The sequence below is a fragment of the Stenotrophomonas sp. KH_052 genome (assembly GCF_057838755.1).
In genome coordinates this window covers 471899-484586 of the sequence record NZ_CM174475.1, presented here as the reverse complement: position 1 = coordinate 484586, position 12688 = coordinate 471899, and the positions used below count along the sequence as shown (strand labels likewise).

The 12688-nt window shown below is 67.2% G+C and carries 12 protein-coding genes; 4 read left to right on the top strand and 8 right to left on the bottom strand.

Features of this window, described 5'->3' with window-relative positions; all coding sequences use genetic code 11:
* Positions 1–103: 103 nt before the first annotated feature.
* The 5 genes from AC3ITW_RS02145 to AC3ITW_RS02125 all read right to left on the bottom strand — a co-directional run bounded on the left by AC3ITW_RS02145 (position 104) and on the right by AC3ITW_RS02125 (position 3142).
* Positions 104–1366: an RNA polymerase sigma factor gene (locus AC3ITW_RS02145; protein WP_489390037.1), complete on the bottom strand. Its 1263-nt coding sequence runs from the start codon at positions 1364–1366 to the stop codon at positions 104–106.
* Between the two features lie 45 nt (positions 1367–1411).
* On the bottom strand, positions 1412–1768 hold the full coding sequence (locus AC3ITW_RS02140) for a DUF1428 domain-containing protein (protein WP_032128771.1): 357 nt from the start codon (positions 1766–1768) through the stop codon (positions 1412–1414).
* Positions 1769–1792: 24 nt separating this feature from the next.
* Positions 1793–2203, bottom strand: coding sequence for a VOC family protein (locus AC3ITW_RS02135; protein WP_489390036.1), 411 nt, complete (start codon positions 2201–2203; stop codon positions 1793–1795).
* Positions 2204–2237: 34 nt separating this feature from the next.
* Positions 2238–2660: a VOC family protein gene (locus AC3ITW_RS02130; protein WP_005407887.1), complete on the bottom strand. Its 423-nt coding sequence runs from the start codon at positions 2658–2660 to the stop codon at positions 2238–2240.
* A 68-nt stretch (positions 2661–2728) separates the two neighbouring features.
* A complete protein-coding gene (locus AC3ITW_RS02125) occupies positions 2729–3142 on the bottom strand; it encodes a YciI family protein (protein ID WP_049424778.1) in 414 nt (137 codons plus the stop codon).
* Positions 3143–3437: 295 nt separating this feature from the next.
* Between AC3ITW_RS02125 and AC3ITW_RS02120 the strand changes: the two genes are divergently transcribed.
* Together AC3ITW_RS02120 and AC3ITW_RS02115 are read left to right on the top strand one after the other, a co-directional pair.
* Positions 3438–3665, top strand: a complete 228-nt coding sequence (locus tag AC3ITW_RS02120) for a hypothetical protein (protein WP_350259815.1) — start codon at positions 3438–3440, stop codon at positions 3663–3665.
* A gap of 208 nt (positions 3666–3873) precedes the next feature.
* A complete protein-coding gene (locus tag AC3ITW_RS02115) occupies positions 3874–4281 on the top strand; it encodes a YciI family protein (protein ID WP_100437764.1) in 408 nt (135 codons plus the stop codon).
* Here AC3ITW_RS02115 and AC3ITW_RS02110 read toward each other — a convergent pair.
* Complete coding sequence (locus AC3ITW_RS02110) at positions 4259–6340, bottom strand: gluconolaconase (protein ID WP_489390035.1); 2082 nt, start codon at positions 6338–6340, stop codon at positions 4259–4261. The two genes, AC3ITW_RS02115 and AC3ITW_RS02110, sit on opposite strands and share 23 nt — an antisense overlap.
* A gap of 167 nt (positions 6341–6507) precedes the next feature.
* Here AC3ITW_RS02110 and AC3ITW_RS02105 point away from each other — a divergent pair, with 167 nt between their 5' ends.
* Positions 6508–8028, top strand: coding sequence for a tetratricopeptide repeat protein (locus AC3ITW_RS02105; RefSeq protein WP_489390034.1), 1521 nt, complete (start codon positions 6508–6510; stop codon positions 8026–8028).
* 94 nt (positions 8029–8122) lie between these two features.
* On the opposite strand, the gene AC3ITW_RS02100 is transcribed toward AC3ITW_RS02105, so the two are convergent.
* Positions 8123–8899 (bottom strand): lytic transglycosylase domain-containing protein, encoded by a 777-nt coding sequence (locus AC3ITW_RS02100; RefSeq protein ID WP_046987900.1) that lies wholly within the window; start codon positions 8897–8899, stop codon positions 8123–8125.
* Between the two features lie 318 nt (positions 8900–9217).
* Complete coding sequence (gene cycA, locus AC3ITW_RS02095; protein ID WP_004139828.1) at positions 9218–10591, bottom strand: D-serine/D-alanine/glycine transporter; 1374 nt, start codon at positions 10589–10591, stop codon at positions 9218–9220.
* A 229-nt stretch (positions 10592–10820) separates the two neighbouring features.
* Between cycA and AC3ITW_RS02090 the strand changes: the two genes are divergently transcribed.
* The gene (locus AC3ITW_RS02090; RefSeq protein ID WP_004139826.1) at positions 10821–12437 is read left to right on the top strand and encodes an EAL domain-containing protein; all 1617 of its coding nucleotides are present in this window, start codon (positions 10821–10823) and stop codon (positions 12435–12437) included.
* Positions 12438–12688 lie beyond the last annotated feature (251 nt).

The window sequence follows — 12688 nt, the reverse complement described above, 5'->3', positions numbered from 1 at the left end:
CCGCTCCTCGGTCAATACGCACGGAAAGCAGACGCGCATGCGTCCACTGGGCGCGAAACATAACGGCTCGCGGGCCCGCCGACAAGTGCTGCCTTCGTCGGGGTCACTCCAAAGGGGGCAGACCGGCCCGTTGCCGCAGCAGGCCACGCTCCGCCTGGTTCTGGCTGAGCCTGGCGGCTTCGGCAAAAGCGTGACGTGCGTCCTGCTCTCGCCCCAACGTCTGTAGTACCTCGCCCCGCACTACCTGCAACGGCGCGTAATCGCGCAAGCGCGCATCGTCCAGCAACGGCTGCAGCTGTGCCCATGCAGCGAAGGCACCTTCGCTGCGCAGCACCGCCACTACCCGGTTCAGTGCGACAACTGGCGAAGGCTGCACCTGCAGCAACTGTGTATAGAGCGACACGATGCGCGGCCAATCAGTGGCTTCGGCGCGGCGCGCAGCCGCATGGCACGCCGCGATGCGTGCTTGCAGCACGTAGGGATCATCGCCGCCACCGGCGGCCAGCGCGCGCGCCAGCACCTGCTGTCCGCGCTCGATCTGCAGCCAGTCCCAGCGCGCACGGTTCTGCTGATCCAGCAGCACCGGCATGCCCTGCGCATCGGTCCGCGCTGCAGCACGCGAGGCCTGCAGCTCCATCAGCGCCAGCAGGCCCAGCACCGGCGGCACCGGCAGCCGATGCGCCAAAATGCGCGAAAGCCGCAGTGCCTCCTCGCACAGCGCCGGACGCATCCAGTCGTCACCGGCACTGGCCGCATAGCCCTCGTTGAATACCAGATAGATCGCCTCCAGCACCGACCCCAGCCGCTCGGGCATCGCCTCCGCGTGCGGCACTTCATAGGGCACCTGCTTCTGCGCCAGCGTGCGCTTGGCACGAACGATGCGCTGCGCAATGGTCGGCTCGGGCTGCAGGAACGCGCGTGCGATCTCCACGGTGGTCAGGCCACCAAGCAGGCGCAGGGTCAACGCCACCCGTGCATCGGCCGGCAACACCGGATGGCAGGCCACGAACATCAGCCGCAGCAGGTCGTCACCCAGATCATCTTCCAGCGCCTGGCTGTCATCCGGTGCCGGCAAGGGTGCCGGATGCAGTTCCTCGCCCCACTGCGCATGCTGCTGCGCCACCCGCTGGTGCTGGCGCAGCACATCAATGGCACGGTTGCGCGCAGTGGTCATCAGCCAGGCTCCGGGGTTGTCCGGGATGCCCTGCTCCGGCCAGCGCTCCAGCGCGGCCAGCCAGGTGTCCTGGGCCAGCTCCTCGGCACGGCCGACATCGCCCCCGAGCAGCCGCGCCAGGCGCGCGATCAACACCGGCGACTCCATCCGCCAGAGGGTTTCCAGACGCTGCGTCAGTGCGGGCTCGAGCATGCGCCGATCACAGCACGCACGCCCGGCCCGCACAAGCGCCGTGGCTCATGCTTCAACAATCGGCTTGAAGCCGCCCCAGAACATGCGTTTGGTGTCGAACGGCATGTCCTTCGGGCCCAGCGACGCCAGCCGCGGGTCCGCCATCACTTTCGCGTTGATACGGTCGCGCGCCGCGCGTGAACGGAACACCACGAAGGCGACGATCACCGTTTCGCCCGGTTTTGCCTTGACCGCACGCGGGAAGGACGTGCTCTTTCCCGGTTCCACATCGTCAGCCACGCATTCCATGTACTGCAGCGCGCCATGGTCCTTCCACACCGCACCGGCCTTGCGGGCAAGGCGGCGGTAGGCCGCCACCTTGTCCTGTGGGCACGGCAGCACGTAAGCATCCACGTAAGCCATGAGGGTTCTCCCTTGCGGCGGCCATCAGCCCGGCTCGCCGTCCATGTGTGCGATTTCCCAGAGATGGCCATCCAGGTCCTGGAAGCCGCGCTGGTACATGAAGCCGTAGTCGCGCGCCGGCTGCGGTTCGCTGGCACCTGCAGCCAGTGCCTTGTCCACCAACTCGTCAACTGCCTTGCGACTGGGGGCCGAGAGCGCATTGATCACTTCCGTGTGAGTGTGTGCATCGGCAATCGGCTTGTTGGTGAACTGCTGGAAAAAAGGTTGGGTCAGCAGCATCACGTAGATGCTCTCGCTGATGACCATGCCAGCCGCATCGTCATTGGTGTAGGTGGGATTGAAGCTGTAGCCCAACGCGGTGAAGAACGCCTTCGACTTCTCCAGATCCTGCACGGGCAGGTTGACGAAGATCATCTGCGGTTGCGGTGTACTCATCGGTGAAGCTCCTTGTGGATGAAACGAAGAGGGATCAGGGCTGCTTCATGCAGTTGACCATCCACGGCTTGCCGTAGCGGTCGATCAGCATGCCCCAGCGGTGGGCCCAGAACGTTTCGGCAATCGGCATCTGCACCTGGCCACCCTCGGCCAGTGCAGCGAACACGCGTTCGGCTTCTTCGATGCTGTCGACGTCGACATTGATGGTGGTCGAGCCACCCTCGCCGCCGCCGGGACCGTCGGCCGCCATCACGATGGCGCTACCGATTTCCAGCTGGCTGTGCGCGACGTGGTCCAGGGTTTCCGGCGGCATCTCGTTGCAGCCCGGCGAGCCATCGGAGGGCGGCATGTCGCGGTATTTCATTTCCGAGGTGACCTGGCCACCGAGTGCCTTGGCGTAGAACGCCATCGCCTCATGGGCCTGGCCGCTGAAGCCGAGGAAGGGAATCAATTTCATGGCAATGCTCCGTCGTGGGTTTCAGGGTGGTGGCGCCGGGCCATGCCCGGCGGGGGAAATGAATCGGGTCAACCTTCCAGCTGTGCACGCAGACGCTGTTCCTGCTGCTGTAATTCGGGGGTGAAGGCTTCACCGAAGTCTTCGGCGGAAATCAGCGGGCGCAGCTCCAGCGTGCCGCCACTGTTGAACGGCGCGCGGCTGGCCCATTCAACGGCCTCGTCCAGCGAGCGCACGTCCCACAGCCAGAAGCCGGCGATCTGTTCGCTGGCGGGGCCAAACGGACCGGCCTCGACCTTGGGCGCGCCACTGCCGAAATGAATGCGGCGACCGCGCTGGGTGGCGTGCAGGCCTTCACCGGCCAGCATGATGCCGGCGGCCACCAGTTGTTCGTTGAAGGCGCCCATTTCGGACAATTCCTGTTCGCTGGGCATGCGGCCGGCTTCGGAGTCGGCGTTGGCCTTCACGATCACCATCACTTTCATTGCGGTCTCCCGTGGGGACGCGTGGTACGTGCCCTTCACTGGGTACAACGATCCAGGGGGCTGGGAATCGACACGTCTTTTGAAAATTATTTCTTCCGTGGAAAGCGCGCCTTCGGCGGGAGTCGGCGAACGGCGGAGCCCCTCCGTGGTGGGGTTGGGTTGGTCGCTGAAAAGCTCGGGTTCATGGGTTTGGCCGGGTGGGTAGGCGGGTCGGGGGACGCCGTAAACCCGTCCCTGGGGGCTTGGCCGCGGCATCCATGCCGCGGACACCCCCGCCCCGCCTACCCACCCGGCCTTGGACAAGTTCCTGTCTCCGTTCCACCACGGGAAGATCAAGAAAAAAAGCAAAAGCAAAAGCAAAAGCAACAGCAACGGCGGTTGGCTGGCGGCCTCGGCTTTGCGAGCGAAGCGACCCGCTTTCGCTCTTGTTGTTGATTTCCCGTGGTGGTTCGGCGACCGGAATCTGTCAGGGGTCGGGCGGGTGGGATTGGCGGGGTATCCGCGCCATGGATGGCGCGGCTAAGCCTCCAGGGACGGATTCACGGCGTCCCCGCCAATCCCACCCGCCCGACCCACCCTCTGAAACCCAGCTTTCAGCGACCAACCCAACCCCACCACGGAGGGGCTCCGCCGTTCGCCGATCGCCCGCCGCAGGCGGCTTTTCGCGCTGCAGCATGCCGGCAGGCAAACCTGCGCCATCATGGACACCCCGCCCCCGCCAGGACCGTGCCATGCAGCAGTACCTGCTTCTGATCTACATCGAGCCTGCCCTGCTGCAGGCGCTGCCCACCGAAGAATTCAACGCGCTGATGCGCGACTGCCTCGCCCACGCCGACAAACTGCAGGCGGAAGGCACGCTGCTGGCCGCGCAGAAGCTGCAGCCGGTCGACACCGCGCAGACCCTGCGCGTACGCGATGGCCACAGCCGTGTATTGGATGGCCCGTTCGCCGAAACCCGCGAACTGCTGGCCGGCTTCAACCTGATCGTCGCCCGCGACCGCGACGAAGCCATGCGCATCGCCCGCGATTTCCCGTGGGCGCGCTTCGGCAGCATCGAGGTGCGGCCGCTGGAAGACATGGACGCCGAGCGCGAACGCTGCGGCGCCCCGGCTGCGGCTATGGCAGCAACCGTACCCTGATCTCGCGCGGGCCCACGCCTTCGTTGCCGCTGTAGTCGCGCACGCTGGCGCGCACGGTGTACTCGCCCGGTGGCAATGCCGCCGGCTGCCAGCGCCCGGTTTCCATCAGGCCATCACGCACGGTGTTGGTGGCCAGGTAGCGGAAGCGGGTCACCGCACTGCCATGCACGGTGATGCCGCTGTCCGGCGCATAGGCCACGCGCACCGCTTCGGTCTGCGGCGGCATGCGGTTGAACACGATGTTCCAGCGCGGCTGCTCATAGCCCTGCAGCGGCTGCCCGGCAGCATCGAGGATCTGGTAGCCCACCTGGTACATGCCCAGCCGGCGCCGCGGCAGGTTGTTGTCGACCTGGTCCCAGGCCTCGACCACGATCTGCACGCCACGTCCCTGCCGCGCCAGCATCACCACGCCGTCGCTGCCGGCCGCCAGCGGTTGGTCGTTGTCGTCCAGCAGCGCCACATCGGTGATGCGCGGTGCGAAGTGGTCGGCGTAGTTGTGGAAGCCCAGCGCCACGGCGTTGGTTTCGAAGCCGCCGGTGCCCACCGCCAGGTGCACGTGCGCCTGGTTGTTGATGCTGCCCAGGCGATCGCCGACGTGGATGCGCGTGCCGCGACGCACACGCATCCGCTCCAGCTTGCCCTGTTCGTCGTACAGCGCCTGCCAGCGCGCATCGAACGGCTGGTCGCGCGGTGTGCGGCCGACCCGCATGTGGATGTACTTGAGACGGTCCACGGCCAGGCCCTCGGCCTGCCCACCCAGGCTCCACGCCGCTACCGGGCTGCTGATCTTGCCATCGGCGATCGCCAGCACGGTCTGGCCGACATCGCCGCGCACATCGAAACCGCCGTGCAGGTGGTGGCGGCTCTCGCCCTTGAAGTTGCCGCGCACCTCGCCCAGCGTGCCGACCACTTCATGCCAGCCGTCCTGGGGTGCCAATGGCCAGCGCCCACCGGTGTCCGGCAACGCTGCATCGGCAGCGGGCCCGACCAGCGCCGGTGCCGGCAGGTCACCCACCGGCAGCGGGCGCAGGCGGTGCAGGCGATAGCTGGCGGAATCGGCGACCAGCACGCTGCCATCGGCATCCATCGCCAGGCCACTGGGGCGGGCCAGGCGTGGCAGGCGGCCGTTGCCCACCAGCGCGATCTGGTGGCCCTGCGGCGTCACCTGCACGATGCGTCCATCAAGGTCACCCACGTACAGCACGCCGTCGTGCGTGGTGGCCAGCGACAGCGGCCCATTGATCACGCCGCCATCGCCCAGCAGCGTGCTGACCGTGCCGTCGGCACCGACCCGACGCACCGCGTTGTTGAACAGGTCGGCCACCAGCAGCGCGCCATGGGCATCGAAGGCCAGCGCCACCGGCGTATCGAAGCGCGCCGCGACGCCCAGGCCATCGGCCAGCCCCGGGCGCTCGCCGCCGGCCAGGGTACGCACGTTGCCGTCGGTGCCGATCACCCGGATGCGGTCGTTGAAGGTGTCGGCCACATAGACCTGGCCCTGCGCGTCCACCGCGATGCCCATCGGCGCATCGAAGCGCGCCTGCGCGGCCGGTCCATCGGCGTAACCCTGCTCGCCACCGGCCAGCGTGGTCACCTGGCCATCGGTGCCGATGCGGCGGATCGCGTGGTTGCCGGTGTCGGCCACGTACAGGTTGCCCTGCGCATCGGCGGCGATGCCCGACGGCGTATTGAAGCTGGCCTGCAGCGCCGGGCCATCGATGCGCCCCTCGCCCTGCCCGGCCACGGTCTCGATGCGGCCATCCGGCAGGCGGCGGCGGATGCGGTTGTTGTCGCCGGCATCGGTGAAGTAGATGCTGCCATCGGCACTTCGCAGCAACGCATAGGGATCGGCGAAGCGGGCCTGCGCCGACGCACCATCGCGGTCACCGGGATGACCGTCGCCGGCCATCGGCTCGATCTGCGCGGTCCAGGCCAGCGGCGTGGGCGCCGGGCCTGCCGGTTCAGCCAGCGTCTGCAGTGGTGAATCCCACCAGGTCGCGGCCAATGCCACCGCCGTTGCCAACGCGACCCCTGCCGCCATCCATTGCCACCGTGCCATCGTGCTGCGTTGCCTCTGCCTGCAATCTGAAGAGGCACCGACGATAGACGCTGCGCGCGCGATCCGCCATGGCCAAACGTACTCCTGATCGCCAGAGTTCCATCCATCGCGCTTGTCCTCGCTGGCTGCAGCAGGTTCAATGCTCTTCCCACGGATGGAGAATCTCCATGCCCCGCTTTCTCCCCTTCACCGCCCTGCTGCTGGCCGCACTGTCGGTTACCCCTGCCTCCGCCTCCATCGCGGTGGCGCCACAGAAGCCGTCCGTCACCGGCGACGCGGTGCATGCGGCCTATGCCGCCCGTTGGGACGAAGCGATCCAGCAGTCACGCAGCGGTAACACGCTGGGCGCGTTGATCGCCATGGAGCAGCTGATGGAAGATCCGCTGCTGGACGATTTCGATGCCGAGCATCGTGGTCGCGCCGCGCAGGTGGCGGGCTGGACCGCATTGATGCAGAAGAAGCCGGCACAGGCCCGGCGCTATCTGCAGCAGGCGCAGGAGTCGTTGCCGGACGATGCACAGATCCTGCTCACCCTGGTGTCGCTGGAACTTTCCGAAAACCAGCCTGCTCCGGCTACCCGGTACCTGGTGCAGGCGCTGAAGCACGCCGAGGGCCCGCTGCCGATCGAGCGCCAGCCGATCAATTACCTGCAGTACCGCCTGCGCGACCAGCCACAACGACGCATGGAACTGCTGCAGGCGCTGTTCGACAACGGCTGGAAGGGCGGTGGCGTGGAGCCGACCGGGCTGTGGCTGGCGTTGGCCACGCTGCAGGCCGACAACGGCCGCGGCGACGACATCCCGACCACGCTGGCACGCATCAATGGCCCGGCCGAAATCATCCGCCTGCGCAGTGACAAGCGCTTCGATCGCTATGTCGACCGCGGCGATGCACGCTTCGATCCGGTGCAGGCCGCACAGAAGCATCTCGATGAGCTGCGTGTGTCTGGCCTGCTCGACCGCGCCCTGGACGCGCGCATGGCCGAGTTCAGCAATACGCTGCTGATGCTCGACCGCAACGAGGAAGTCCTGGCCCTGACCGATGGCATGGCCCGCGCAGCGGCCGAAGGCGAATCCCCGTCGGCGGCCGAAGCCGAATGGGTCGCGTGGCTGCTCAACAGCCGGTTCACCGCGCTGCGTCGGTTGGGACGCACCGACGACGCGCTGGCCACCGCGAAGCTGGCTGCGCGCATCGGTGCGCTGGGCCCGGATGGCGCCGAGCACCAGTTCAACGTCGGCTTCGTGCTCAGTTCGCTGGGCCGCCTGCAGGACGCCACCGCAGCGGTGAATGACATGCAGGGCCTCGGCGGCTACGGCAAGGCCGCACAGGCGTTGCTGCAGTTTGCCGCCGCGCGCGAACGTGGCGATGCCAAGGCAATGGACGCCGCTCGCGCGGCGATCCTCGCCGAGGGCGATGACGCCCGCCTGTTCCATCGCGAAATGCTGCTGGACGAAGGCAATCTCGATGGCGCGGCCGCCGTGCTGATCGAGCAATTGCGCTCCCCCGTCGAGCGAGGCGAAACACTGGCCAGCCTGCAGGACATGCGCATCTATCCGTCGTTGCCGGGTGACGTGAAGATCGATGCGGCCTGGCGTGCGCTGAAGCAGCGCGCCGACGTGCAGGCAGAAGTCACCCGCGTCGGCCGCATCGAACGCTACGAACTGGTCGGCAGCGCGACCTCACGCTGAGCAGACGCCCTGTAGAGCCGAGCCCATGCTCGGCTGCCGGCACCATGAGCCGAGCATGGGCTCGGCTCTACACGACACATCCAGCACCACGAGCCTATCGCGCGGGCACTTCAGTTCGGATGCCCATCGCTTCGCGGTAGCGCGCATACAGGGCCATCACCTTGTCCACGTAGGCCAGGGTCTCGGCATAGGGCGGCACGCCCTTGTAGCGGGTGACCGCTCCGATGCCGGCGTTGTAGGCGGCGGCGGCCAGTGGCCGATCACCGTTGTAGCGGCGCAGCAGCGCGCGCATGTAGCGGGCGCCGCCATCGATGGACTGTTGCGGCGAGAACGGATCGCTCACCCCGTACTCCTGCGCGGTATCCGGCATCAGCTGCATCACGCCCTGTGCGCCCTTGGTCGAGACCGCCAGCGCATCGAAATTGCTTTCGGCGTGGGCGATCGCGCGCAACCATGCGTCATCGACGCCGGTGGCCTTGGCCGCGGCCTTGAACTGCTTGGCATGCTGCGCCAGCTGCGGCTTGCCGACCTTGCCCAGGCCTTCGTGCGCGGGCTCACCCGGTGGCGTGGCCACGGTGAACTTCAGGAACACCCGCGAACCGGGCAGGTTGCGGGTGGAATAGACCAGCGCGCCGTCCTGCTCGCGTTCGTACAGCACGCCACTGAACACGCCCATGTTGCCCCACAGATTCGGGGCCTGGACGGCGTTGTCGTCGATCTCCTTCGGCGTGCAGCGCGAGCCGGGTTCGGGCGCGGTGGCCAGGCTGACGGTGTTGCCCTGCACGCAACGGTAGACCGTACGTGCGGCGGCCAGCCCGGGCCACAGGCTGGGCAGCAGCAACAGCGCGAGCAGGAAGGGGTGGCGGGACATGGCGGCCGGATGATCCGGCCGCGCCCGCTAACACCAAGTGAATGGGGGCCGGCAGGGCTGCGCCCTGCACCCGCAGAGGCAACGTCAACATCCAGAGCAGCGCTGGGCTGTTGAGGGCTGGTCGGGTAGGTGTGGCCCGGCAGGACACGCCGTAAACCCATCCATGGGGGCTCGATGGCGCCATCCATGGCGCCAACGGTCCTGCCGAGCCACACCCACCCGCCCTCGACAGTTCCATGCAGCGGACCGTAGATCCACGCCATGCGTGGATGAAACGTCTGGAGACAATGGATCAATCGATGGAACGCAAATGCTGGGTTACTTCGCGGTCCTGCGTCGCACCCAGTACCCCACGCCCAGCAGCACGAACCATGCCGGGCTGGCGATCAGGGCCTGGCGGGTGTCGGCCTGCAGGCTCAGCAGTACCAGCACGCCAGCGAAGAACACCAGGCAGGCCCAGCACATCGCAACGCCACCGGGCATCTTGAAGATCGAGGCGGCGTGGCGCTCCGGGTAGCGGCGGCGGTAGACCATGTAGGCCACCAGGATCAGCGACCAGACGAAGATGAAGAGCACCGTCGCCAGCGTGGTGACCAGGGTGAAGGCGGTCACCAGGTTGGGGATCAGGTAGATCAGCAGCGTGCCGCCGAGCAGGCACAGGCAGGAGAACAGCAGGCCACGGGCGGGCACTGCGGCGCGTGACAATTTCGACAACCCGCGCGGCGCGTGGCCCTCTTCGGCCAGGCCGTACAGCATGCGGCTGGTGGAGAAGATGCCGCTGTTGGCCGAGGAGGTGGCCGAGGTCAGCACCACGAAGTTGATCAGGCTGGCGGCGGCGGGAATGCCGGCCAGCACGAACAGCTGCACGAACGGGCTCTTGTCCGGCACCACCTGGCGCCACGGGGTGACCGCCATGATCGCGATCAGCGCCAGCACGTAGAAAATAATGATGCGCACCGGGATCGAGTTGATCGCCTTGGGCAGGTTGCGCTCGGGGTTGGCGGTCTCGGCGGCGGTGGTGCCAACCAGCTCGATGCCGACGAAGGCGAACACCGCGATCTGGAAACCGGCGAAGAAGCCGACCAGGCCCATCGGGAACATGCCGCCGTCATTCCACAGGTTGGACAGCGCGGCGGTGTGGCCGCTGGGCGAAGTGAAGCCCCACGCCACCAGGCCCGCACCGGTGATGATCAGCGCACAGATCGCCACGATCTTGATCAGCGCGAACCAGAATTCCATCTCGCCGAACAACTTCACCGTCACCAGGTTCAGTGCCAGCAACAGCATCACGCAGGCCAGTGCCGGTATCCAGGCATCCAGCCCCGGGAACCAGAACTGCGCATAGGCGGCGATGGCGATCACATCGGCGATGGCGGTGACGATCCAGCAGAACCAGTACGTCCATCCACAGAAGAAGCCGGCCCAGGGACCAAGCAGGTCGGTGGAAAAGTCGATGAAGGATTTGTACTGCAGGTTGGACAGCAGCAGCTCGCCCATCGCGCGCATCACGAAGAACAGCATCGCGCCGATGATCAGGTAGACGAAGACGATGGACGGACCGGCCAGGCTGATGGTCTTGCCCGAGCCCATGAACAGGCCGGTGCCGATGGCACCGCCGATGGCGATCAGCTGCAGGTGGCGGTTGGACAGGCTGCGGCGCAGGTGCTCGGGGGGCGTTGCGGGCTCGGTCATGGGCGTGCACTGGGACGGGCGAAGCGTTCGACGTTAGTCCTCCCCGGCCCGGAGCGCCAGCGCCGGATGGCCCGATTACGTCAATCACGGTCGCTTTCATCACATTGTGACCGAATACCGGATTCGTCCCATTCCGCCCGGCCCGGCGCCATGCTCAGATAGCCGCACCTGCCCAAGGACCGGCCCCGCCCATGCGCCCTGACCTGCCTGCCCCGCCGGAGCTCCAGCCATGAGCCGCCTGCGCATCATCATTGGTGGCACCGCGCTGGCGCTGCTGGCCGCAGCGGTGCCGATCGCGGTGATGGCCTATGCCACCTGGGACCGTGCGGTCAGTGTCGAGCAGCAGCGCCTGCGCGACATCGCCGGCCGCGCGCTGCGCCGTTCCGACCAGTCCTACCATGACGCGCTGGCCGCGCTGAAGTCGGCGGAGGCGGGCGCCCATGTGCCGTGCAGCCCGGACCATATCCAGCGCATGCAGACCCTGGTGATGACCACGCCGTCGATCGACCAGATGGGCTATTTCGAAGGCGGCACGCTGCGGTGCACGTCGTGGGGCCCGTTCCTGGCCGATGTGAAGCAGCCCAAGGCCGACCATGTGACCAGCGAAGGGGCCGGCATCGCGGTGGACGTGCGCCCCGAAGCCAGCGGCCGCCGCCAGGTGCTGTCGATCCTGTACGGCGCCTACGACGTACTGGTCGACCCGCGCCGTTTCGTCGATGTCATCGCAGACCCCAACGTGCGCCTGGCCCTGGCCAGCCCGGACGGCCGCCTGCTGGCCAAGCAGGACGGCATGGATCCGGCGCTGCTGGAGACTCTGCTGCGCAACCCGGGCGAAGGGCTGGACCACAACACCCTCTACGCCACCGCCCGCAATGGCGAATGGCTGGCGATCGCCACCACGCCACGCACGGCACTGGCCGCCACCTTCCGCCAGCAGGCATGGCTGTACGTACCGCTCGGGTTGCTGATGGCTGCCGTGGGTGCCGGCCTGGTGATCTGGCTGTCGCGCCGCCGGCTGTCGCTGCGCGGCGAACTGGCCACGGCGATCCGCCGCCGCGAGCTGTACCTGCACTACCAGCCGATCATCGAACTGGATACCGGCATCTGCGTCGGCGCCGAAGCATTGATTCGCTGGCAGCGTCAGGATGGCACCCAGGTCCGCCCCGACCTGTTCATTCCCCTGGCCGAAGAGACCGGCATGATCGGCGCGATCACCGACCTGGTGATCGAGAACGTGGTGCGCGACATGCGCGAGCTGCTGGTGGCCGACCGCAGCGCGCACATCGCGATCAATCTCGCCGCCGAGGACATCAGCAGTGGTCGTGCATTGAAGTTGATCGCCAAGCACATGGCCGGCAGCGGCATCCTGCCGCAGCAGATCTGGATGGAAGCGACCGAGCACGGCTTCCTCGACCTGGACCGCGCACGCACGATGCTGGCGCAGGCTCGCCGGGCCGGCCACAGCGTGGCGATCGATGACTTCGGCGTGGGCTTTTCCAGCCTGCAGTACCTGGAGCAGCTGCCACTGGATGCACTGAAGATCGACAAGTCGTTCATCGATGCGATCGGCACCGAGAGCGCCACCAGCCCGGTCACGCCGCACATCATCGACATGGCCAAGGAGCTGGGCCTGTGGGTGGTCGCCGAGGGCGTGGAGACCGAGGCACAGCTGGCGTATCTGCATACCCGGAAGGTCGAGTTCGCGCAGGGTTGGCTGTTCTCGCGGCCGCTGCCCCGCGATGAGTTCGTGGTGTTTCATCAGAAACGGCAGCAGCGCTATGGCGCGGCGCGGGAGCACATGCAGAACCCGCGGAGCGTGCCGATCGAGCGTGAGGGGATCGAGTAGGACGGCCAACGGCGGAGCCCCTCGTGGTGGGTCGCACTCGGCGGAACCGTCGGGGTGGGCCGGGTGGGTGGGCTGCGCAGGGGGCGCTGCAAGTACGTCCATGTAAGCTCGGTCGCCGCATCCATGCGGCTCACGCCCCTGCGCAGCCCACCCACCCGGCCACGGACACATTGCGGTGGCGTCCCACCACGGAATCAACAGAAGAGAGCAAAAGCAAACGCGGGTCGCTGCGCTCGGTGGATCCACGCCAT

What these genes read in the sequence shown, in the direction of transcription:
- AC3ITW_RS02100 (WP_046987900.1), bottom strand. Translation starts at nt 8,899, where the DNA reads ATGTCCCGCCACCCCTTCCTGCTCGCGCTGTTGCTGCTGCCCAGCCTG.
- AC3ITW_RS02130 (WP_005407887.1), bottom strand. Translation starts at nt 2,660, where the DNA reads ATGAAATTGATTCCCTTCCTCGGCTTCAGCGGCCAGGCCCATGAGGCG.
- AC3ITW_RS02125 (WP_049424778.1), bottom strand. Translation starts at nt 3,142, where the DNA reads ATGAAAGTGATGGTGATCGTGAAGGCCAACGCCGACTCCGAAGCCGGC.
- AC3ITW_RS02110 (WP_489390035.1), bottom strand. Translation starts at nt 6,340, where the DNA reads ATGGCACGGTGGCAATGGATGGCGGCAGGGGTCGCGTTGGCAACGGCG.
- AC3ITW_RS02135 (WP_489390036.1), bottom strand. Translation starts at nt 2,203, where the DNA reads ATGAGTACACCGCAACCGCAGATGATCTTCGTCAACCTGCCCGTGCAG.
- AC3ITW_RS02105 (WP_489390034.1), top strand. Translation starts at nt 6,508, where the DNA reads ATGCCCCGCTTTCTCCCCTTCACCGCCCTGCTGCTGGCCGCACTGTCG.
- AC3ITW_RS02115 (WP_100437764.1), top strand. Translation starts at nt 3,874, where the DNA reads ATGCAGCAGTACCTGCTTCTGATCTACATCGAGCCTGCCCTGCTGCAG.
- AC3ITW_RS02145 (WP_489390037.1), bottom strand. Translation starts at nt 1,366, where the DNA reads ATGCTCGAGCCCGCACTGACGCAGCGTCTGGAAACCCTCTGGCGGATG.
- cycA (WP_004139828.1), bottom strand. Translation starts at nt 10,591, where the DNA reads ATGACCGAGCCCGCAACGCCCCCCGAGCACCTGCGCCGCAGCCTGTCC.
- AC3ITW_RS02090 (WP_004139826.1), top strand. Translation starts at nt 10,821, where the DNA reads ATGAGCCGCCTGCGCATCATCATTGGTGGCACCGCGCTGGCGCTGCTG.
- AC3ITW_RS02140 (WP_032128771.1), bottom strand. Translation starts at nt 1,768, where the DNA reads ATGGCTTACGTGGATGCTTACGTGCTGCCGTGCCCACAGGACAAGGTG.